Annotated in this window: 18 protein-coding genes; 11 read left to right on the forward strand and 7 right to left on the reverse strand. The window is 64.2% G+C overall.

Going from position 1 to position 22,283, the window contains the following annotated elements:
• Positions 1-15: 15 nt before the first annotated feature.
• From C266_RS09945 to C266_RS09960, 4 genes are read left to right on the forward strand one after another with little or no spacing between them, the layout of a single operon-like run.
• On the forward strand, positions 16-1,215 hold the full coding sequence (locus tag C266_RS09945) for an efflux RND transporter periplasmic adaptor subunit (protein ID WP_051126227.1): 1,200 nt from the start codon (positions 16-18) through the stop codon (positions 1,213-1,215).
• Positions 1,212-4,412, forward strand: coding sequence for an efflux RND transporter permease subunit (locus C266_RS09950; protein WP_010807973.1), 3,201 nt, complete (start codon positions 1,212-1,214; stop codon positions 4,410-4,412). The genes C266_RS09945 and C266_RS09950 overlap by 4 nt, the downstream gene beginning before the upstream one ends.
• Positions 4,409-5,962: an efflux transporter outer membrane subunit gene (locus tag C266_RS09955; protein ID WP_010807974.1), complete on the forward strand. Its 1,554-nt coding sequence runs from the start codon at positions 4,409-4,411 to the stop codon at positions 5,960-5,962. Before C266_RS09950 ends, C266_RS09955 begins: the two co-directional genes overlap by 4 nt.
• A complete protein-coding gene (locus tag C266_RS09960; RefSeq protein WP_010807975.1) occupies positions 5,959-6,609 on the forward strand; it encodes a TetR/AcrR family transcriptional regulator in 651 nt (216 codons plus the stop codon). The genes C266_RS09955 and C266_RS09960 overlap by 4 nt, the downstream gene beginning before the upstream one ends.
• A gap of 30 nt (positions 6,610-6,639) precedes the next feature.
• Here C266_RS09960 and argE read toward each other — a convergent pair whose 3' ends face one another.
• Genes argE through C266_RS09980 form a run of 4 tightly spaced genes read right to left on the reverse strand, consistent with a single transcriptional unit; the run spans position 6,640 to position 10,197 of the window.
• Positions 6,640-7,803 carry an acetylornithine deacetylase gene (argE, locus tag C266_RS09965; RefSeq protein ID WP_010807976.1) on the reverse strand — a complete coding sequence of 388 codons (1,164 nt, stop codon included), beginning with the start codon at positions 7,801-7,803 and terminating at the stop codon, positions 6,640-6,642.
• Positions 7,796-8,473: a DUF1028 domain-containing protein gene (locus C266_RS09970; RefSeq protein ID WP_010807977.1), complete on the reverse strand. Its 678-nt coding sequence runs from the start codon at positions 8,471-8,473 to the stop codon at positions 7,796-7,798. Before C266_RS09970 ends, argE begins: the two co-directional genes overlap by 8 nt.
• A gap of 9 nt (positions 8,474-8,482) precedes the next feature.
• Complete coding sequence (locus tag C266_RS09975; RefSeq protein WP_010807978.1) at positions 8,483-8,920, reverse strand: RidA family protein; 438 nt, start codon at positions 8,918-8,920, stop codon at positions 8,483-8,485.
• Positions 8,917-10,197, reverse strand: coding sequence for an NAD(P)/FAD-dependent oxidoreductase (locus C266_RS09980; protein WP_010807979.1), 1,281 nt, complete (start codon positions 10,195-10,197; stop codon positions 8,917-8,919). Before C266_RS09980 ends, C266_RS09975 begins: the two co-directional genes overlap by 4 nt.
• A 189-nt stretch (positions 10,198-10,386) precedes the next feature.
• Between C266_RS09980 and C266_RS09985 the strand changes: the two genes are divergently transcribed.
• The 7 genes from C266_RS09985 (at position 10,387) to C266_RS10015 (ending at position 18,376) form a co-directional block, all read left to right on the forward strand.
• On the forward strand, positions 10,387-11,316 hold the full coding sequence (locus tag C266_RS09985) for a LysR family transcriptional regulator (RefSeq protein ID WP_010807980.1): 930 nt from the start codon (positions 10,387-10,389) through the stop codon (positions 11,314-11,316).
• Between the two features lie 171 nt (positions 11,317-11,487).
• Positions 11,488-12,636 carry an aromatic ring-hydroxylating dioxygenase subunit alpha gene (locus C266_RS09990; RefSeq protein WP_010807981.1) on the forward strand — a complete coding sequence of 383 codons (1,149 nt, stop codon included), beginning with the start codon at positions 11,488-11,490 and terminating at the stop codon, positions 12,634-12,636.
• Between the two features lie 25 nt (positions 12,637-12,661).
• Positions 12,662-13,846 (forward strand): ABC transporter ATP-binding protein, encoded by a 1,185-nt coding sequence (locus tag C266_RS09995; RefSeq protein ID WP_010807982.1) that lies wholly within the window; start codon positions 12,662-12,664, stop codon positions 13,844-13,846.
• A gap of 1 nt (position 13,847) precedes the next feature.
• Positions 13,848-14,894: an ABC transporter substrate-binding protein gene (locus tag C266_RS10000; protein WP_010807983.1), complete on the forward strand. Its 1,047-nt coding sequence runs from the start codon at positions 13,848-13,850 to the stop codon at positions 14,892-14,894.
• 25 nt (positions 14,895-14,919) lie between these two features.
• Entirely contained in the window at positions 14,920-16,170 is a 1,251-nt protein-coding gene (locus C266_RS10005; protein WP_010807984.1) for an ABC transporter permease, read from the forward strand.
• 26 nt (positions 16,171-16,196) lie between these two features.
• Positions 16,197-17,024, forward strand: a complete 828-nt coding sequence (locus C266_RS10010; protein ID WP_010807985.1) for an ABC transporter permease — start codon at positions 16,197-16,199, stop codon at positions 17,022-17,024.
• A gap of 92 nt (positions 17,025-17,116) precedes the next feature.
• Entirely contained in the window at positions 17,117-18,376 is a 1,260-nt protein-coding gene (locus C266_RS10015; protein WP_010807986.1) for an NAD(P)/FAD-dependent oxidoreductase, read from the forward strand.
• Between the two features lie 71 nt (positions 18,377-18,447).
• Here the strand turns inward: C266_RS10015 and C266_RS10020 are convergent, their stop codons facing one another.
• The 3 genes from C266_RS10020 to bcsG form a co-directional block, all read right to left on the reverse strand.
• Positions 18,448-19,383 carry a universal stress protein gene (locus C266_RS10020; RefSeq protein ID WP_010807987.1) on the reverse strand — a complete coding sequence of 312 codons (936 nt, stop codon included), beginning with the start codon at positions 19,381-19,383 and terminating at the stop codon, positions 18,448-18,450.
• A gap of 47 nt (positions 19,384-19,430) precedes the next feature.
• The gene (locus tag C266_RS10025) at positions 19,431-20,429 is read right to left on the reverse strand and encodes an aldo/keto reductase (protein WP_010807988.1); all 999 of its coding nucleotides are present in this window, start codon (positions 20,427-20,429) and stop codon (positions 19,431-19,433) included.
• A gap of 118 nt (positions 20,430-20,547) precedes the next feature.
• The gene (bcsG, locus tag C266_RS10030; protein ID WP_010807989.1) at positions 20,548-22,191 is read right to left on the reverse strand and encodes a cellulose biosynthesis protein BcsG; all 1,644 of its coding nucleotides are present in this window, start codon (positions 22,189-22,191) and stop codon (positions 20,548-20,550) included.
• Positions 22,192-22,283: the final 92 nt, after the last annotated feature.

Here is a 22,283-nt window from a genome sequence, read left to right on the forward strand (position 1 = left end):
AGCCACGAGCGCATGATGCCCCTTCTGCCCGACACTGCACTACGCCGCCGCCGGCTCGCGCTGGCCATCGCGACTACGGTCATCGCCGCTGCCTCCCTGGCTGCGTGCTCGCGCAAAGCCCCGCCGGAAGCCCCGCCGCGCCCGGTCGTGGCCGTCGCCGCCAAGCTCACGGCGCAGACACCCATTGCGTCGCTGCCCGCGCAGATCGAGGCACGCTATTCCACGCCGCTGTCGTTCCGCGTCGCGGGCAAAATCGTCGACCGGTCGGTGCGACTCGGCGATGCCGTCAAGGCCGGTCAGATCGTTGCACGCCTCGATCCGGCGGATCTCTCGAAGAACGCCGCGAGCGCCCGCGCACAACTCGACGCCGCACAGCATCAACTCGACTACGCGACGCAAACCGTCACGCGTGACCGCGCGCAGGCAAAGGAAAACCTGATCGCGCCGGCGCAGCTCGAGCAATCCGAGAACGCTTACGCGAGTGCGCTGGCACAGCGCAATCAGGCGAGTCAGCAAGCGGCATTGGCGGGCGATCAGTTGAGTTACGGCAATCTCAAGGCCGATCGCGATGGTGTCATCACCGCCGAGCAGGCCGATACCGGACAGAACGTGAGCGCCGGTCAAGCGGTGTATCAACTGGCGTGGACGGGCGACGTCGACGTGATTACCGATGTGCCCGAAGTCGCGCTTAGCGCGTTGCGCGTCGGCCAGACGGCAACCGTCTCGCTGTCCGCCGTGCCGGGCAAGACGTGGCAGGCACGCGTGCGTGAAGTCTCCCCTGCGGCCGATCCGATGAGCCGCACCTATCGCGCCAAGCTCTCGCTGCTTTCCCCCGGCCCCGATGTCAAACTCGGCATGACGGCCAACGTCGCCTTCGCGCAACCGTTGGCCTCGCCAGCGACGGCCACCACCGGCGCCCCTGCTGCGGCGTCCGGTGCGGCGGCCTCGACGACCGTCGCCGACGCTCAGCCCATCACGCTGCCGTCGACCGCACTCTTCCACGATGGCAATCAACCCGCCGTGTGGGTCGTCAAGCAAGACGACACGCTGGTCTTGCGCCGCGTGAAGGTCGCGCGTTACGGCGAGCGCACCGTAACCGTCGCAGGCGGCATTCAGCCCGGTGAGCGCATTGTCTGGCAAGGCGTTCACACGGTCACGGCCGGTGAAAAGGTCCGCGTGATCCCGCCACTGCACGCTGAGGACTTCGCGTCATGAGCACGCAGGACGGGAAGCCGCCCGTGCCCCAGAATTCCCCCGCCTCCCCCGACGCCGAACCGCAGAACTTCCGCCACGAAGAGGGCAGCTTCAACCTCTCGGCCTGGGCACTGCGCCATCGCTCGCTCGTGGTCTTCCTGATCGCGATGGCGACGATTTTCGGCATTCTCGCCTACTCGCGTCTCGCCCAATCGGAAGACCCGCCTTTCACGTTCCGCGTGATGGTGATCCGCACGTTCTGGCCGGGGGCGAGCGCCAAACAAGTGCAGGAACAGGTAACCGACCGGATCGCGCGCAAGCTCCAGGAGATGCCGGCTATCGACTTCCAGCGCAGCTATTCGCGCCCTGGCGAGTCGCTGCTGTTCTTCGCGATGAAGGATTCGGCACCGGCGAGCGAAGTGCCCGAGGAGTGGTACCAGGTACGCAAGAAAGTCGGCGATATCGCGTACACGTTGCCGCAAGGTGTACAAGGACCGTTTTTCAACGACGAGTTCGGCGACGTCTACACGCACATCTTCACGCTGCAAGGCGATGGCTTCGGCCCCGCCCAGTTGCGCGACTACGCCGACGCCCTGCGCACCGTGCTTCTGCGGGTGCCGGGCGTGGCGAAGGTCGACTACTTCGGCGATCAGGACCAGCGCATCTACGTCGAGATCAACAACACGCAGTTGACACGTCTCGGCATTTCGCCAAGCCAGATCGCACAGGCGGTGGACAGCCAGAACGCGGTCTCCCCGGCGGGCACCATCGACACGCCCAACGACCGTCTGGTCGTGCGACCTGGCGGCCAGTTCCGCAATGTCGACGAACTCGCCGACACGCTCATTCGCGTGAACAACCGCACCTTCCGCCTGGGCGACATTGCCACGATCAAACGTGGCTATGTCGACCCGCCCGTGTCTGAGATGCGTTTCGGCGGCAAGCCCGTCCTCGGCATCGGCATCACCATGCAGAAGGGGCATGACGTCGTTCACCTCGGGAAGGCACTGGCCGGCACGATGGGCGATCTGCGCGCCCAGTTGCCCGCCGGTCTCACGCTAACCGAAGTCGCGAGCATGTCGCAGTCCGTCTCGCATTCGGTCGACGACTTCCTGGAAGCCGTGGCCGAAGCGGTAGCCATCGTGCTGGTCGTGAGTCTCGTCTCGCTGGGATTTCGCACCGGCATGGTCGTGGCGATTTCGATTCCGGTCGTACTCGCCGTCACCTCGCTGTTCATGTTCATCTTCGACATCGGTTTGCACAAGGTGTCGCTCGGCACGCTGATCCTGGCGCTCGGCTTGCTGGTGGACGATGCGATCATCGCCGTCGAAATGATGGCGGTGAAGCTGGCGCAGGGCTGGAATCGCAAACGCGCTGCCGCCTTTGCCTATACCAGCACGGCGTTCCCGATGCTCACGGGCACCCTGGTGACCGTCTCGGGCTTCCTGCCCATCGCCCTCGCGAAGTCGAGCACGGGCGAATACACGCGCTCGATCTTCGAAGTGTCGGCCATTGCCCTGCTCGCGTCGTGGCTGGCCGCCGTCGTGCTCATTCCGTTGCTCGGCTACAAGCTGCTGCCCGAGCGCCCACGTGAGGCGCATCATGGCGACGACCACGAACACGAGGTCTACGACACGAAGTTCTACAACCGCCTGCGCGGCTGGCTGACATGGTGTATCGAGCGCAAGATCGTCGTCCTCGTCATTACCGTGGTGCTGTTCCTGATTTCCATGGCCGGCTTCTCGCTCGTGCCCCAACAGTTCTTCCCAAGCTCCGACCGGCCGGAACTGATGGTGGATCTTCGCTTGCAGGAAGGCGCCTCGTATCAGGCGACGCTTCGTGAGACGGAGCGTCTGGAAAAACTGCTTCAGGGCCGCAAGGAGATCGACCACACGGTGAGTTTCGTCGGCACAGGCGCCCCCCGCTTTTACCTGCCGCTCGACCAGCAATTGCCCACACCGAACTTCGCGCAACTGGTCATCACCGCCAAATCCGTGGAAGAACGCGAGGCGCTCGCGCAATGGCTCGAGCCGACGTTGCGCGACGCCATGCCCGGCGTGCGCACGCGTCTGTCGCGACTGGAAAATGGGCCGCCGGTCGGCTTTCCGGTGCAGTTCCGCGTGAGCGGCGACGACATCGGCACGGTGCGCAAGATTTCCGAGCAAGTCGCGGACGTCATGCGGGCGAACGGCGACACCGTGGACGTGCAATTCGACTGGGACGAGCCGTCGCAGCGCTCGGTACGCTTCGAAGTCGATCAGCAGAAGGCCCGCGCGCTGGGCGTGAGTTCGACGGACATCTCGAACTTCATCGCCATGACCCTCACGGGTTACGACATCAGCCAATACCGTGAGCGCGACAAGCTGATCTCGATCACGTTGCGCGCGCCGAAAGCCGAACGCGTCGACCCCGCGAAGCTCGCCACGCTTGCCATGCCCACGCCGAACGGTCCGGTACCGCTGGCCACACTTGGGTCTGTGGTCAACGATCTGGAATATGGCGTGATCTGGGAGCGCGACCGTCAACCGACCCTCACCGTGCGCTCGGACGTGCGTCCCGGCAAGCAAGGGATCGACGTGACCGAGGCCGTCTACAAGCAACTCGGTGACATTCGCCGCGCGCTGCCGGTAGGGTATCGCATCGAGATCGGCGGATCGGTCGAAGAGTCCGGCAAGGGGCAATCGTCGATCATGGCGCAAATGCCGATCATGATCATTGTGGTGCTCACGCTGCTGATGATCCAGCTCCAGAGCTTCGCGCGCACCATGCTCGTAGTGCTCACCGCGCCGCTCGGCATGATCGGCGTGGTGGCGACACTGCTGTTGTTCGGCAAGCCCTTCGGCTTCGTGGCAATGCTCGGCGTGATCGCCATGTTCGGGATCATCATGCGTAACTCGGTGATTCTGGTCGATCAGATCGAGCAGGACATCGCCGCCGGACACCCGCGCTTCGACGCGATCGTGAGCGCCACGGTGCGACGCTTCCGGCCGATCACGCTCACCGCTGCGGCGGCCGTGCTGGCCCTGATTCCCCTGCTGCGCAGCAACTTCTTCGGCCCGATGGCCACCGCGCTGATGGGAGGCATCACCAGCGCCACCATCCTGACCGTGTTTTTCCTGCCGGCGTTGTACGCTGCGGCGTTCCGCGTGCGCCACGACGAACGTGAGCCGCATGCCGCCAACGCGCCCTCCGGCAGCTTGCAAGGAGACCGCTCATGACCCCGCGCCGCGCCCTGCGCTGGTGCGCGCCGCTCGCGCCGATCCTGCCGCTCTGGCTCGGCGCCTGCGCGTTCACCCCCGGCGACAAACCGCCGGCCATGCCCTCGCCCGCCCACTATGGGGCAAGCGCCGTGCCGGCGCGCACGGTCACGGCACAAGGCGCATCGCAGCAGTTCGACGCCAGTGCCCAGCCCGTGCGCGCGTGGTGGCACGCCTACCGCTCGGACAAACTCGATGCGTTGGTCGATGAAGGGCTGCGCAACAGCCCCAGTCTATCGGCAGCCGACCACGCGTTGCAGGCTGCCCGCGAGCAGTTGAAGGCACAGATCGGCTCGTCGCTCTTCCCGTCGATCGATATCGGCGGCGAAGCCGCACGTGAGCGCAACCTGGGCATCCCGAATATCCGACCGCCCACCGCGCTGTACAACATGTTCGTGGGGCAAGTGCAGGCCCGCTACACGTTCGACTTCTTTGGCGCGTCGCGCTTTGCCAATGCGTCGCTGGCCGCTCAGGTCGATCAACAGGCGTTCCAGCTCGAATCGGCACGGCAGGCGCTCGCTGCGAACATCGTCTCCGGCGCCATTGGGGCTTCGGTGCTCGGGGCGCAGGTCAAGGCGACCGGGCGGCTCGTCGAACTCGCACAGGCCGATGCCACCGATATGGCGCGACGTGAAACGCTCGGCGCCGTCTCGCGTGCCGACGCGCTGGCCTCCGCGCAGAACGCCGAATCGCTCGCTGCATCGCTGCCGGGTCTGCGCGCCCAGCATCAATCCACCCGTCACGCGTTGGCCGTGTTGCTCGGCCGCACCCCAGATCAGGCGCCCGAGGATCTGCCGTTGGGGGAATTGAAGGTGCCGGATCGGGTGCCGGTCGTCGTGCCATCGACGCTGCTGCAATCGCGTCCTGATATTCAAGCGGCCGAGATGGCGCTCAAGGCGGCATCGGCCGAAGTGGGGGTGGCGACGGCACAGATGTTCCCGAGCCTGTCGCTCAGCGCGTCTCTCGGCAAAGGCGGCTTCAACTGGGCCACGGTGATGTCCAACGCCGGGTCGATATGGAGTGTGGCGGCATCGGTCACGCAACCGATCTTCCATGGCGGCGCATTGCTGGCGCAGCGTCGTGCGGCGCAGGCCACGTACGAGGCTGCCGTCGACCAGTACAAGCAGACGGTGCTCACTGCGTTCCGGAATGTCGCCGATACCCTGGCGTCGCTCGAAGCGGATAACACGTCGCTGCTGCATGCCGACAATTCGAGTGCGGCGGCCGAGCAAATCTATCGCGACACGGCGGCGCGCGTACGTCTGGGCGCCCTGCCCGTCTCGGCCGCGCGCGGGCGCGAGCAGCAGTACTGGAACGCCTATATGACGACAGTGCGTGCAACCGGTGCGCGTTTGTCGGATACTGCGCTCTTGTTTTACGCGATGGGGGTGCCGCCGGAACCGGCGGCGGATGCCGCCAAACCCGCGTCGCCGGCGCCGGCGACACTGGCGCAGGCGTCCGAAGCGGCTGCGCCGGCGGTACGCCCCGCGCAGGATGCAGCCCGAAGATGACAGCCACACCGATAACCCGGGGCCGACGCCCCAAACACCTGCCCGATGGCCGCGCCGCGTTGCTCAGCGCTGCCATCCACGCCTTCGCACAGTTCGGCTACGACGGCGCCAACCTGCGCGGCATCGCTCGCACAGCGAAGGTCGACGCCAGCCTCGTACGCGTGCATTTCGGCTCGAAAGAGCAGTTATGGCGGGCATGCGTCGACACCCTCGAAGCCGCACTTGTGGAACCCGGCGAACGCTTGCGTGCGCTCTCGCTCGACACGTCGCGACCCGTGACGGACCGCCTCAAGGAAGCGATTTCGATCGTCGCCGTGCATGCCATCGATCACCCGGAGCACAAGCAGTTCATCTCGCAACACGCGTCCGAGACCGGCGAGCGTGGGGCGGTCCTGCACCGGCATCTGGTCATGCCGGTGTACGAGTGCATGGAACCGCTGATCACTCAGGGCATGCAGGCAGGCGTTGTGCGCGCGGAGCATCCGGAGATGTATTTCTGTCTGCTCGTGCACGCGCTGCATCCGCCGCCCGGCTCGCCCGTACTGATGCAGTTGATCGCCCCGGAAGTGGGTGGTGAGGCGTTCGGCCCGGCGCTTCTCAAGCAGGTCGAGATGGTGTTTTTCGCGACGCCGGACGCGAAGCCCTGACGCGCCGGCGTGGGTACTCAGCGCGGCGTATTACCGCGCCGTCGTCAGGTACTGCGCGAGGCGACGCAGCATCGCATCGCAGCCCTCGAGTTGTTCGATGCTCACGAACTCATCGGGCTTGTGCCCCTGATCCATACTCCCAGGGCCGCAAACCACCGTCGGGATACCCACTTCGTTGAACAGGCCACCCTCGGTGCCGAAGGCGACCGTGCCGAACTCGTCCGATCCGCACAACATCGCCAGCAGACGTGCGGCGTCGCTATCGGGCGGCGTCGCCAGCCCCGGATAAGCCGAGAGCGGAAAGAGACGGATGCCGGTGTCCGGCTTCACCGCCTGCATCTTGGGCAGCAAGTCCTCATCGGCGTAGCGTTGCAAGGCCTCGGCAACGCGATTCGCATCGAAGCCCGGTAATGCGCGCACTTCGAAATCGAACTCGCATTCGGCGGGCACGATATTCAACGCCCGTCCGCCTTTGATAACGCCCGTTTGCACCGTGGAGTAAGGCGGATCGAAGCGCGTGTCGTGATACTCGGGATCGGCAAGTTCATCGCCAATGTCCTCGAGACAGTTGATGAGCCGCGCGGCGTACTGGATCGCGTTGACGCCATAAGGGGCATACGCGGAATGGCACGGCGCGCCCTTCACACAGCAGCGCATCGCCAGTTTGCCTTTGTGGCCCAGCACTGGCTTGAGCGCCGTGGGCTCCCCGATCAGACACAGCACCGGTTTGTGCGGGCGCTTCGCGATCTCGGCAAGCATGGGCCGCACACCGAGACACCCGATCTCCTCGTCGTATGAGAAAGCAAGATGCACGGGCATCTGCAATTCGCATTCGACAAAATTCGGTACCGCCGCGAGCACCGACGCCAGAAATCCTTTCATGTCCGCCGTGCCGCGGCCGTAAAGCCGTCCGTCTTTCTCGACGAGACGAAATGGGTCGACGCTCCACGCCTGACCGTCGACCGGCACAACGTCGGTGTGCCCCGAGAGCACAATCCCGCCGCGATCTCGCGGGCCGATGGTGGCGAACAGATTGGCCTTGGTACGCTCGTCGTTATAGAACAGCTCGCTTTGCACCCCGTGTTGCGCGAGGTAATCGCGAATGAACTCGATCAGCGCCAGATTGGAATCGCGGCTCACGGTCGCGAATCCGATCAACCGTTCGAGCAGCGCGCGGCTCGACAGGTCATTCATCGCCCGGCACTCCGTAACTAGGCGCGGCCGTGGGATTCAGGGCACGGGTGATGTAGTCCTGCATTTGTGGCCGATAGGCTTGCCAGAGGCCATCGAGCTTGCCGATAGGATCGTCGTCTGCCCAATCGACCCGCAGATCGACGATGGGCCACACCAGATCGCCCACGATCTTCAACGCTGCCGAGTGCACTGGCCCGGCCTCTCCACCGCTGGCGATAGCGGCATGCATCGCGGCCAGCAATCGATCGGCCAGCGCGCCGGGCGTATTCTCGAACGCCGGCACCATCGCTTCGATCACCTCGCTGCTCGTCAGCATGTTGCCCGCCGCGACGCATTGCGCCCCCGCTACGGCATGATAGGTGCCTAACGCCTGATCGCCGCTGAAAAACGCGGTGCGACCTTGCGCATCGATCACCGTGACCTGCCGATACTCGCTCCACTCGCTCTCGGCCAGGGTGCGGCTCAACGCCGTCGCCGGGTCGATATTGCCCTGTGCGAGGCAGTCGAGAATTTGCGGCCCCAGCGCGGGCAGCGTGACGTTTTGCGTGGCGACCGCACCGACGTTCGCACGCAGCCACGGACACCGCGCGCCCACGGCGATGCTCGACGAACTGATCGCGATGCCGAGCTGCCCGGTGCGCGCGCACCGTCCAACGATAGAGAAAGTCATATGCGCTCCTTATGCACCGGACGGCGCCCATCCCTCGGGAATCACCGCGATGACGTCGATTTCCATCAACCACTCGGGCTGTCCCAGCGCGACCACCGTGAGTCCGGTGGAGATCGGAAACACGCCCTTGAGCCACTTGCCCACTTCACGATAGACCGGCTCACGAAAGCGCACGTCGGTCAGGTAAGTCGTGGTCTTGACCACGTGCGACAGGTCGCTGCCCGCCTCTTCGAGCAACTGCTTGACGTTTTTCATTGCCTGCTCGGCCTGCGCGCGCGGATCGCCCAGCCCCACCAGATTGCCTTCGAAATCGGTACCGATCTGACCGCGCACGTAGACCGTGTTGCCTGCGCGCACGGCCTGACACAGGTCGTTATCGAGCGATTGATTCGGGTACGTATCCTTGGTGTTGAACATGCGGATACGGGTATGCGTAGGCTGGCTCATGGATGGGCTCCTTCGTTCGTTGGCGTGTCGTAGTAGGCGAGATACTTGCGTTGGGTGGCGATGTGGTCCGCAATATGTCTTGCGTCGTGCCACACCCCCCAGATGAAAGACGAGCCGCGGCGCGAAAGCCACGGCAACCCGAGGAAGTACACGCCCGGCTCTTTCGAGACACCGCGTTGATGTTTGGGCTTTCCGTTGTCGTCGAAGGCGTCGACCTGCAGCCAGCCGAAATCAACGGCGTAGCCGGTGGCCCAGATGATCGACGTCACGTTCGCCTTTTCCATATCGAGTTCGAGCAACGGGTGCGTGAGGCACGCCGGATCGGCGGGAATGACGCGTGCCTCCGGCTCTTCGGGCAGTTCGAGGCCGTTGCGCGCGACATAGGCGTCGGCCGCGTCGAGCAACGACAGATAGTTTTCGTCCCCACGGGCAATGTTGTCCGCGAGATCGGGCTGAAACCGGGCGACGCCGTTCTCAAACGATTGCGTCAGGCCCGTGAGCGTGACGCCCTCGTGCGCCAGACGCCGGAAATCCACCGTATGCCCCCCGCGCGCGCCGCTTACCGCGATGGTCACGTGTTCTTTGCCGGGGCGCATGACTTCGGCATCCCACTCGCCGAGCACCCCCAGCCACCAGCAGAAGTCGCGTCCGCGATAGCCGCGCGGCGGCCGGTCGTGCGGGCCGACCGACAGATAAACCTGCCGCCCGGCGCGGTTCAGTTCGTCGGCAATCTGCACGCCCGACGACCCGGCGCCCACCACGATCACGTGACCCGGCGGCAGTTGCTCCGGGTTGCGGTAGTCGGCCGAGTGGATCTGGGTGAGGCGCGCGTCCTTGGGCGCAATCGGCGGAATCACGGGACGCTGGAACGGCCCGGTCGCCACCACCACACGCTGCGCTTCGATCGTGCCATCCGAGGTCTCCACGGTGAATCCCGGCCGGCCCGTGTTGCGCACGACCTTGGTTACCTCGACACCCGTGCGGATAGGCGCCTCGATCTTTCGGGCGTAGTCGACGAAATAGTCCGCCACCTGCTCTTTCGGCGCGAAGCCATCGGGATCGACGCCCGTAAACGTCATGTTGGGGAACCGGTCGTGCCACGCCGGGCCATTGGCTACGAGCGAATCCCAACGTCCGGTGCGCCAGCGCTCCGCGATACGCGAGCGCTCCAGCACGAGATGGGGCACGGCGAGCTTGCTCAGATGCTCGCTCATCGCCACGCCGGCCTGCCCGGCGCCGACGACGAGCGTATCGATTGACGTTGTATGCACTGTCATGGCTTGCGTCCTTCCGAAGGCAGATTGATTCCAACGACCCGTAGGGGTGGGTCATTCGCGGCAATCTACGCGCCTCGACAGAATCCGAAAAATATATTTAAAAAATGCAGGGCATCGGATTTGACTATGCAGACTTTTTTTTCGGTTTCACAATGTCTTCGAACCATGCTGCCCAATGGAGCGATGCCGATGGACAATCAGCCCCTGCGCTACTCGCTGCGCCAACTGCGCTATTTCGTGGTCACAGCGGAAGTCCTGTCCTTCACTGCCGCAGCCCGGCGGCTGCATATTTCGCAGCCGTCCATTTCCACCGCGCTCGCGGATCTCGAGGTGTCGTTCGGCGTGCAGTTGTTCATCCGGCATCACGCGAGCGGCTTATCGCTCACGCAAGCGGGGCGCGATCTGCTGGGGCAGGCACGTAACCTGCTCAAGACCGCCGAAGAACTGCAAATGGCCGCCAAGGAGATGGACGGCGGCATGACCGGCTCCATTGCGCTGGGTTGTCTTGCCTCGCTCGCGCCGCCGCTGATGCCGGGTCTCATCAGCCGCTTTACGGAAGAGCACGCCGGCATCTCCTTTCGTACGGTGGAAGCACATCAAGACGGGCTGCTGCGCGGCCTGCACGACGGATCGCTCGATATCGTCCTCACGTACAGCCTCGATCTGAGCGAGGACATCGCCTTCACGCCGCTGCTCTCGCTGCCGCCCTACGCCATCCTGCCCCGCACGCACCGGCTCGCCCGCGCACGCAAGGTGTCGCTGGCCGACTTGTTGCCGGAGCCCTATGTCATGCTCGATCTGCCGCACAGCCGCGAGTATTTTGCCGCGCTCTTCGACGCTGTCGGCAACCGCCCCGTCCCCGCATTCCGATCCTCGCAACCGGAAGTGGTGCGCGGCATGGTGGCAAACGGACTGGGCTATAGCCTGCTGAATTTCCCGCTCAAATCGAATCGCACGGTGGACGGCGAGGAGTTCGTCATCAAGCGCTTCAAAGACAACGTCAACGCCACCATGCTGGGCATCGCGCAATCGCGCACGATGAAGCCGCGCCGGGTCGTGGAGCGCTTCGCGGCCTTTTGCGAGAACGACATCCGGCGCCTGCACCTGTCGTCGCAGTGACGCACAGGGCAACGGTGCAAAACAGACTGCATAGGGAAAACCTTTGCCCTGTATCCAAAAACAATATTTTGGCTGGCAATTTGGCTTGATAGATTGATGTTCATGTTGAATGCGGTGCGCCAGGGCTTGCGACGTTGCCTGAAGCGTTCCGGCGAATGAACGGAGGGCTTCATGGCTGACCAGACTGGGACGACCGCAGGGCAATCGCTCATCGACGCACTGCGTACCGGTGGCGAACGCCCATTCGACGACGCACGGGCCATGCCACCCGGTGTGTACACATCGCCCGAATTTCTCGCGAGGGAGCAGCGCGACATCTTTGCACACGAATGGCAATGCGTCGGCCGCGCAAGCGTCCTCGCCGCGCCCGGCGACTACCTGAGCGCGCAGATCGGCGATCAGCCCATCGTGGTGGTGCGCGACGAGCAGATGCAGCTAAGCGCCATGTCCAACGTCTGTCTGCACCGCATGTCAGTGCTGCTCGAAGGGCGCGGCAACGTCAGACGAATCGTGTGTCCTTATCACGCCTGGAATTATTCGCTCGACGGCAAGCTCAAGGGCGCGCCGATGATGGATCAGCAAGCCGGTTTCTGCAAAGAGCGCTATCAACTGCCCGCGATTCGCTGCGAGCAATGGCAAGGCTGGATCTACGTGACGCTCGATAACGATGCGCCACCCATCGGCACACAGCTCGCCGGGCTCACCGAGTTGATCGCGCCGTACGGCATGACCGACTACATCGAAACTTTCTATGAAGAACACGTCTGGGACACCAACTGGAAAATCCTTGCCGAAAACTTCATGGAGAGCTACCACCTGCCGATGCTGCACCGCGCCACGGTAGGCCCCCATTCGAAGCTCGAAGAAATGGAGTGCCCGCCGGGTCACCCGGCGTTCAACTACCACTGGATCACCAAGGAAGCGACGCTGCCCATCGGCAACGCGCATCCGGATAACACGCGGCTCGAAGGCCACTGGCGCAAGACGACGGCGCTGCTCGCCATCTACCCGACGCACCTCGTCACGCTCACCCCTGGGTACTTCTGGTATCTCGTGCTCCAGCCCCGAGGCGTTGACCGGGTGCATATCCGCTTCGGCGGCGGCCTCTCGCCCGAGTTCATTGCCGACGAAGCAGCCAACGCCCATATGGTCACGCTCAAAGCGCTGCTCGACGAAGTGAACGCCGAAGACCGGCGCGGTGTGGAGGCCGTGTTCCGAGGCGTGCATGCACCCCTCGCGAAGCCCGGCCATCTGAGCCGGCTGGAGCGCCCGAACTACGATTTCGCACGCTATCTGGCTGCCAAGCTGGCACAGCCCTAAGTTTCGAAGACAGGACGCAATCACGATGTCGAATCCATCCTTCATTTCGTTCTCGGGCGTGAGTAAGTCGTATGACGGCGTGCAATGCGTCGTCGACGACCTGAACCTCGATGTGCGCAAGGGAGAGTTCTTGTCGCTGCTCGGCCCTTCCGGTTCGGGCAAGACGACCACGCTCATGATGCTCGCGGGCTTCGAGTCGCCCACCCACGGCGAGATTCGCCTGGACGGCAAGCGTCTGGACGACAAGCCGCCGCATCGCCGCGATATCGGTATGGTGTTTCAGAACTACGCCCTGTTCCCGCATCTCACGATTGCGCAGAACGTCGCCTTTCCGCTCTCCGTCAGGCGCGTGAGCCGTGCCGAACAGGACGTCCGCGTCAAACGCGCCCTGGACATGATCGAGCTGTCGCACCTCGCCAACCGGCGCCCCGCGCAACTCTCCGGCGGGCAGCAACAGCGCGTGGCGCTCGCGCGTGCGCTGGTGTTCGAGCCGAGCGTCGTGCTGATGGACGAGCCGCTCGGCGCGCTCGACAAGCGCCTTCGCGAAACGATGCAATACGAAATCATGCGGCTGCATCGGGAACTGTCGCTCACCATCGTCTACGTGACCCACGATCAGGCCGAAGCGCTAACGATGTCGGATCGCGTGGCCGTGTTCTCCGACGGACGCATTCAGCAAGCGGCGCCGCCGAGCGAACTCTACGAGAACGCGCAGAACGCATTCGTCGCGAATTTCGTCGGCGAGAACAACGGATTGACCGGCCATGTCGTGAGCGTGCACGAAGGTTGGGCGACGCTTGCGCTGTCGGACGGCAGCATGATTCGCGGTCGCTGCGAGCAAGGGTTGAGCGCCGGTGACGATGCGATGCTCGCGCTGCGCCCCGAACGCGCCCACATCCCTGGGGCAGACGGCCTTCCGAACGGCGACCAACAGAACAACGTCGTGCGGGCACGTGTCGACGAGATCGTGTATTGCGGCGATCACCATCGCGTGCACCTCACACTCGGCTCGCACGACGCCATCGTCGTGAAAGTCCCCAACACGCAGCGTCATGCACTGCCCGGTGCCGGCGACACCATCGACGTCGCCTGGCGTCATGACGACTGCAAGATTCTCGCCGCCTGCGCGCCGCGCACGGCGCAAACGATCCACTCTCCCAACGCGCCTTCCCCGTCCCTCATCTTGACCGCACCTGCAGGAGCCAATTGACATGCGCACTCCCATCAAAACTCATTGCGCCGCCTTCGCCATACTCGCGTTCGCGGCCGTCACATCGCACGCTGCGGAAACGCTCAGTGTGGTGACTTTCGGCGGCGCCTTCGAAGCGGCAGCGAAGAAGGCCTGGTTCGAGCCGTTCACGCAAGCCACCGGCGTGACATTCGCGACGGAATCGTACGATGGCGGCCTGGCCAAGCTCTCGGCGATGGAGCAGGCGAAGAACACCACGTGGGATCTGATCGACCTCGAAACCAACGACGCGATCACGGCCTGCGACGAAGGGTTGCTCAAGAAATTCGACAAGAAGTCGCTCGGCAAGACCAGCGACTTCATCCCCGGCTCGATCAGCGAGTGTGCGGTCGCAAGTATGGTGTGGTCCACCATCTATGCGTACGACACAAGCAAGCTGAAAACCGCACCGAGCACCGTCAACGACTTCTTCGATTTGCAGAAATTCCCGGGCAAGCGCGGGCTGCGCAAGTCGCCCAAGGTCACGATGGAGTGGGCGTTGATCGCCGATGGTGTCGATCCGAAGGACGTGTACAAGGTACTTGCCACGCCCGCCGGTGTTGACCGCGCGTTCAAGAAGCTCGACACGATCAAGAAGAACATCGTGTGGTGGGAGTCCGGCGCGCAGGCGCCGCAATTGCTCGCCGACGGCGCGGTTGTGATGGTGCAGGCCTATAACGGCCGCATCGACGACGCCGCGAAGAAGGACAAGAAGCCCTTCAAGGCCGTGTGGGACGCGCAGGTCTACGACTTCGAATGGTGGGGCGTGCCGGCCGGCGCGAAACATGCCGACACCGCCGCGAAGTTCATCGTCTCGGCGTCACAACCGAAGGCGTCGGCGGATCTGTCGAAGTACATCGCCTATGCGCCGCCGCGCAAGGATGCCGTGGCGTTGGTCGACAAGCAGCGTCTGGCCGATATGCCGACCGCGCCGGAGAACTTCAAGCGCGCCGTGCAGATCAACGCCAACTTCTGGGCCGACAATGCCGACGCCATCAACAAGCGTTTCCAGGTCTGGCTGACGCAGTAACGGCTAACAGCACGAGATGACCGATATGCCCGCATCGATTCATGCCACGTCACACGCGCCGGCAAGCGCCGAAGGACTCGCCGCTTACCGGCGCGTGCAACGGCGCGCGTCGATGCGGGCGCTGATGCTCGCGTTGCCGTTGATCGTATTTCTGCTCTCGACGTTCATCGCGCCCATTGCGCTGCTGCTCGCCCGGAGTGTGCAGAATCAGGAAATCGCCGACGGGATGCCGCAGCTCGCCCGTGCGCTCGACGCGTGGGACGGCAGCGGCGTACCGGGCGAGGCGACGTTTGCCCAGCTCGCCGCAGGTCTGAAACAAGCGCACGAAAGCGGGCAGCTCGGCACCATTGCCCGACGCATGAACTTCGCGCAACCCGAGTTTCGCAGTCTGCTCATGCGCACCGCACGCGCCGTCGGCGGCGATGCGCCGCCGGCATGGAAGCCCGCGCTGATCGAGATCGACGAGCGCTGGGGCTCGCCCGAAACGTGGCGCTTGCTCAAGCGTGCCGCCGTCTCGCCCACGCCGGACTATCTGCTCGCCGGCATGGATGCGCAGGTCACACCGCAAGGGGTCATCGCCGCGTTGCCCGAGAACGCCTCGGTGTATCGCGCGGCGTTCGTGCGCACGATTTCCATCAGCGCTACCGTGACACTGCTGTGCCTCGTCTTCGGCTATCCGGTCGCGTGGCTGCTGGCGAATCTCCCCGAGAAGCAAAGCAATCGGCTGATGCTGTTCGTCATCGTTCCGTTCTGGACATCGCTGCTGGTTCGCACAACGGCGTGGTACGTCTTGCTGCAACCCGGCGGTGTCATCAACAGCCTGTTGTCGAGCCTGGGCATCACCACGCATCCCGTGCCGCTGATCTTCAACCGTACCGGCGTGCTGATCGGCATGACCCACGTGCTGCTGCCCTACATGATTCTCGCGATCTATTCGGTGATGAAGAGCGTGCCACCCGTTTATATGCGTGCGGCGAAATCGCTTGGTGCGCATCCGTTCACGGCGTTCGTGCGCGTGTACATTCCGCAGACCCTGCCGGGGGTAGGTGCCGGGTGCTTTCTCGTCTTCGTGCTTGCGCTGGGTTACTACATCACGCCCTCGCTGCTCGGTGGCGCGGGCGACGAGATGATCAGCCAGCTCATCGCCATGCAGACCAATACGCAACTGAACTGGGGACTCGCGGGCGCGCTCTCGGCGTATCTCGTGATCTTCACGGCGGTCTTCTACTTCATCTTCAACCGTATCGTCGGCATCGACCGGCTGCGCTTCGGTTGATTTGCTCGCGACATAGGAGACAAGCCATGCCGGACAAACGCAATACCGTACTGACGGAACGTGTGGCGGCGCGCTGGGTGCGCCTGCATACCGCGCTCACGCTGTTCTTCCTGATTGCGCCGATTCTCGCCATCGTGCCGCTCTCGTTCAACGCCGGTTCTTATTTCTCTTATCCGTTGACCGGCTTTTCGATGCGCTGGTACCAGCAGGCGCTGACCAGCCCCGACTGGCAGCGAGCCCTGCTCAACAGCCTCGGCATCGGCGCGGCGTCGACCTTGATTGCGACGTGTCTGGGCACGCTCGCGGCGCTTGGCCTGAGCCGTTCGCAGTTCCCGTTGCGCTCGGTCATCATGCCGATCATCATCTCGCCGATGATCGTGCCCATCGTGGTCGTGGCGGCGGGCTTCTATCTGATCTTCGCGCCGCTCGGACTCGTGAATTCGTACCCCGGCGTGATTCTTGCCCATGCGGCGTTGGGCACGCCATTCGTCGTCATCACCGTGACGGCCTCGCTGCTGTCGTTCGACCAGAGCCTTCTGCGCGCGGCCTCGGGCCTCGGCGCCACGCCATGGACCACGTTCCGGCGCGTGACGTTGCCGCTCATCACCCCCGCTGTCGCCACCGGCAGCGTGTTCGCATTCGCCACGTCGTTCGACGAGGTCATCGTGATCCTCTTCATCGGCGGGCCAGACCAGAAGACCGTGCCGCGCCAGATGTGGAGCGGTATCCGTGACGCCATCGATCCGTCGATCCTCGCCGTCGCCACCATGTTGATCGTGTTCGCGGTGCTGCTGTTCGCGAGCATCAACTGGCTGCGAGGACGGGCCACCGCAGCGAGTCATGCGATGAGCTGATGCGATGGCCTGGCCGATGTCAGCCACAGCGTGAGCGCCACACGTGCGCCGATGCATTACACTGACGGCCAAATTCTCTCGCTTTCATCCTCATGTCCGAAGCTACTTCCACCACTGTCATCCTTGGCGCAGGTCAGGCCGGCGGCGAAACCGCCCTCGCACTGCGTCAACTCGGTTACACCGGCCGCATCGTGCTCGCCGGCAGCGAAACGCATCTGCCCTATCGCCGCCCGCCGCTCTCGAAGGCGTTTCTGGCCGGTCAGGCCGATGAAGCCAGCCTGCTGATCCGTCCGGCCGATGCCTGGGAGAAGGCCGAAGTCGACGTGCGCCTCGGGGTGACGGCCACGGCCATCGATCGCGCGGCACGCACTGTCACGTTCGACGACGGCCAGACGCTGGGCTACGACCATCTGGTGCTGGCCCTCGGCGGCCGTGTGCGCCCGCTGCCCATCCCGGGCGGCGATGCACCGAACGTCTATTACCTGCGCAACATTGCCGACGCACAGCGCCTGCGCGAAGCCCTCACACCGGGGAAGCGTGTGGTCGTGGTCGGCGGCGGCTATATCGGTCTGGAAGTGGCGGCAAGCGCCGTCAAGGCGGGCACCAGCGTGACGGTGCTCGAAGCGGCGCCGCGCCTGCTGGCGCGCGTGGCGGAAGCCGATCTCGCCGGGTTCTTTGCGACGCTGCACCGCGAGAACGGTGTGGACGTGCAGGTCGGTGTCGGTGTGACAGCGCTGGAGCAGGACGCCACCGGTCAGGTTGTCGCCGTCGTGGCCGGTGACAAACGTCTGCCGGCAGACGTCGTGGTGGTCGGCATCGGTCTGATCCCGAACGCCGAACTTGCTCAGGCAGCCGGTCTGGCGGTCGAGAACGGCATCGTCGTGGACGAATTCGCACGCACGAGCGATCCGGCCATTCTGGCGGTGGGCGATTGCGCGCATCACGAACACCCCGCACTGGGCCGCCGTATCCGCCTGGAGTCGGTGCCGAGCGCCAGCGAAATGGCCAAGGTGGCCGCGAGCGTGGTGCATGGCGACACGCCGAAGGCGGTCGCGACCGCACCGTGGTTCTGGTCCGATCAGTTCAACGCGAAACTGCAGATGGTCGGCATGACCGAAGGCCACGACGCCGTGGTGGAGCGCCGGTTGCCCGACGCGCAAGGGGCGGCGGTTTTCATGCTGTTCTATCTGCGTGAAGGCGCCGTCGTGGCGGCTGCGAGCATCAACCGTGCGCAGGAGTTTCTTGCCGCGCGCGAACTCGTCGGCCGCCGCGCGGTGATCGATCCGGCCCGTCTGGCCGACGCCGCCACGCCACTCAAGACATTGCTCGCCGAACTCGGCCCGGCGGTCTGAGGGCACACACGCGCATCTGACATGGCGCACGGCGGGCGTGCTTGCCCAACGTGCGCCGCTGGCAGCCGCGCTCACTCCACCGGCGCATGCGCAGGCAGCAGCAATACCGGACGGCCTGCGTGACGCGCCGTATCTTCCGCCACGCTGCCCAGCGTGAAGCGGCGGAAGCCACGCCGCCCGTGTGTGCCGAGCACGATGACATCGACGTCGGCATCCTTACCGGCGGCGATGATCTGATCGGCAACGCCCTCGCCCACCGGTTGAATCTCCCGCATTTCGATCTCACCCGGCACCCCGGCCTCCTGCAATCGCTGCTTTGCCCAGCTTCGCACTTGTTCCCCCACAGCACGCACCGCATCGAGCAACGGCTTGGGGTCGAAGTCGGCGAGAAACGGCCCCGGCAGATCCAGGACATGCACAACGCGTAACGACGCCCCGTGCGTGCGGGCAAGCGACAGCGCATATTCGAACGCACGGTGCGACGTTTCACTATCGTCCAGCGCGACAAGTATCCGCTCGTAGTGCCCGCCCGAGCGCAAGGGCATATGCGGTCGCGCCTCACCTGCCACCAGCATCACCGGCACCTCTGCGCTGCGCAGAATCTGCTCGGCAATGCTGCCCAGCATGACGCGACGCACGCCGCTACGGCCATGCGTGCCAACGATGATGATGTCCGCCCCCCACTCGTTGGCCTCGCGCGTCATGGCCTCGGGAACCGTCTCCCCGGTGGTGCGCAAATCGAGCAGATGCGCCTGTGCGTCGAACCCCTCGTCACGCAGATACAGCACCGCCCTCGCGAGATCCTCCTCCCCCTCGCGCTGCATGTCGCGGCGCACTTGCTCCAGATCGATGAACTTGCCGAAGGCCGACGTCAACAGATTGACGGGATCTTCCACCGTATGAATAACGCGGATCGCGTCGCCGTTGCGTGCGAAGGCCGCGGTCTCTCGCAGCGCACGGCGCGAAGATTCGCTACCGTCGGTTGCCACCAGAATGCGTTTTGTCATGATCCGCCTCGTTTGATGAGTCGAAAGAACAACTGGGCGTGCGGCGCTTATCGGGCCGCGTCCCCCCAGCGATAGGCATGCGACGCTTCATCGAGCTTCGCCTTGAGGTCCGGATCGAGCGTGTAATCGATAGTCCCCAGCGTCTGCGTGAGTTGTTCGACGCGGCTCGCGCCGATGATGGCCGACGTCACGACGGGATTCGCGAGTACCCATGCGAGCGACAGGCGCGTCAACGACTCGCCGGCGTCCTTCGCAATGCCCTTGAGCGTCTCGATGGTCTCGAACTCGCGCTCGTGCCAATAGCGCTGTTGGTACATCGCCCCGGCTTTGCCGACCGTCGCGGTAGTGAAGCGTCCTTCGCTCGGTGCGGCGTCGTGCCGGTACTTGCCGGTCAGCAATCCGCCAGCGAGCGGGTTGTAGGGGATGACGGCCAGCCCTTCTTCGTTGGCGAGCGGCAACAGCTCGCGCTCGATCTGGCGGAACAGGAGGTTATAGCGCGGCTGCACCGACACGAAACGCGCCAGGCGCAGCACGTCGGCACGGCCCAGCGCCCGGGCGAGGCGGTACGCGAGGTAGTTCGACACACCGATATAGCGGGCCCTGCCCGACTTCACGATGGTATCGAGCGCTTCGAGTGTCTCGTCGATCGGCGTGTCGGTGTCGTCGGAATGCAGTTGATAGAGGTCGACGTAGTCAGTACCCAAGCGGCTCAGCGAGGCGTCGATAGCCGACAGCAGGTGTTTGCGCGACGCGCCCTTGTCCCACGGCGACGGCCCCATCTGGCCGCACGCTTTGGTGGCAACGATGAACTTGTCGCGACGCCCCTTGAGCCAGCGCCCAACGATCTCCTCGGTGCGCCCGGCGAGCGAGGTATCGGCACCGAGCGGATAGACGTCGGCAATATCGATGAAATTGACGCCCGCGTCCGACGTGCGGTCGAGAATCGCGTGGCTCGCGGCTTCTTCGGTCTGGAGACCGAATGTCATGGTACCCAGGCACAGGCGGGAAACGCTCAGGCCGGTGCGGCCGAATTTTGTGTATTGCACGGTAACTCCCGGAATGTTCGAATCAGGCAATATCAAACGGCGATACAAGACTGCGCTGCCCGCGTGCGCGGGCGAGACACACAGTATGCGCGATTCCGGAAAAAAACGTGAGCGTGCGTTACTCCATCGATCTGAGATCCAGCCAGACACCGTCCGCACCGCGAATGAGTACCTTGCCGTCGTACTTCATGACGGTTGTCTGCTCGTTCGCGGACACAAAGGCCGTTTGCGGCAGATCGTTTGCATACTGCGCCAGATCCGGTGTCCCCGCGAACGGGTTGTTCGCGACAAGATGCGAGACAAGCGTCATCAACGCCAGATAGCTCGTGGGCGTGGAAATCGTGACAGGCGTACTGCGAGCCGCCGTCGCATCGTTGCCGAAACCCACGAGCTTGACCGCGACCGGCACGTGCGTGATCCCGGGCAGTGGAATCTCACGCATACCGGAGACTTGCAGCTTGCTGCCACGCAGCGCGGCCCCATGTTCCGGTACGAACACCACGACGGCCTTGCGGCCCGACTTCGCAATGGTGTCGATGAACTGGTTGAAGTCGTCGAGCAACGCTTTGGCGCGTGTCGGATAGCTTTGCGCGCTGGTGAGCGTCGAGCCTTCGAGACGGTTGCCGTCGTGCAGCGAGATCGTGTTGTAGTAGAGCGCCACACGCTTGTCCGGCATGGTGGTGCGCTGCTTCCACCACGATTGCAGCACGTCGCCATCCGAGCGGACCGGGGTTTCGTCGAATGAGCGCATGACAACACGCGCTTGCGTATTGTCAAACGGCGTAATGCCCTGGACGTTGTAGTTTTGCTGCACTTCCCGCATGAAGTTGTCGAAATGCCCGTCGTGGTTCATTGCGAGCGCCGGCGTAAAGCCAAGCGTCTTCAGATTACTCATCACATAGCACTGCGAACCGGCGGGATCGTACAGCGCCTTGTGCGTTGGCTGACCACAGTCGGCGCGCAGCACGCGAATGGCTGCCGGGCCGCTGTAGCTCGCCGCCGAGTTGAAATTCTTGAAGACGAAGTCGAAGCGCGAGAGCAACGGCTGGTTGGCGAGATCGTCGACATCGAGGTCGTCCTGCGAGAGCGAGCAGATATGCAGGAAGATGATGTCGAAGTCAGGGCCAGCCCCGGCCTGTGCCGGTAGCGAGACGGAGCGCGTCAGTTCGCGCGCGTAGAAGCTGTTGAGTGCCGCATCCGGATTTGCGCCCAGCGGCACCTCTGCGTTACCCGCCACGAATTCGCCGGCACCCGCTGCCGCACTTCCCCCACCGGCGGCGCCCGATGCCGCACCCGCCGTGACGGCCGTCTTATCGCCCTGTGCAGCCACCACCGGCGAGACCGACACCCATGTCCCGACACGCAATACGCCCGGCACGATCAGGAGCGCGAGCAGCACGAAGGTCGTCACGCGCACCCAACGGTTCACGATCCAGTATGCGAGCACCATGATCGCCAGCAACAACCAGTCGCTCGCGGGGACAAAGCGTCCGAGCAGTTCGGTGATGTACGAGACGCGGAATTGCAGCAGCGCGGGCAACTGTTCAACGAAGCGGGCGAATGGCGGCAGGTTCGAATCGTAGTAAAGCAATGCCGCCCCCGCCGGGACGGCGATCACCTGCCGCGTGATGCGCGCCCAGCGTGGACGCAGCCGAATCGTGAGCAACAGCGCGAAAACGAAGTTCGGCAGCACGTGAAAGCCGATGATGCCTGCCCACAGCAGCAACAGCTTCAGAATGAAATAGAGGTTCCAGATACCCATCGTATGGTTCCTTGGCGCCGGTGTCGTCCGGCTCACGTTTCGTCCGTTTCCGAGTCACTACTTTCCTGCGTCGCCGCATGCCGTCCGGGCTG

The sequence above is a fragment of the Pandoraea sp. SD6-2 genome (assembly GCF_000389825.1).
Lineage (GTDB): Bacteria > Pseudomonadota > Gammaproteobacteria > Burkholderiales > Burkholderiaceae > Pandoraea > Pandoraea communis.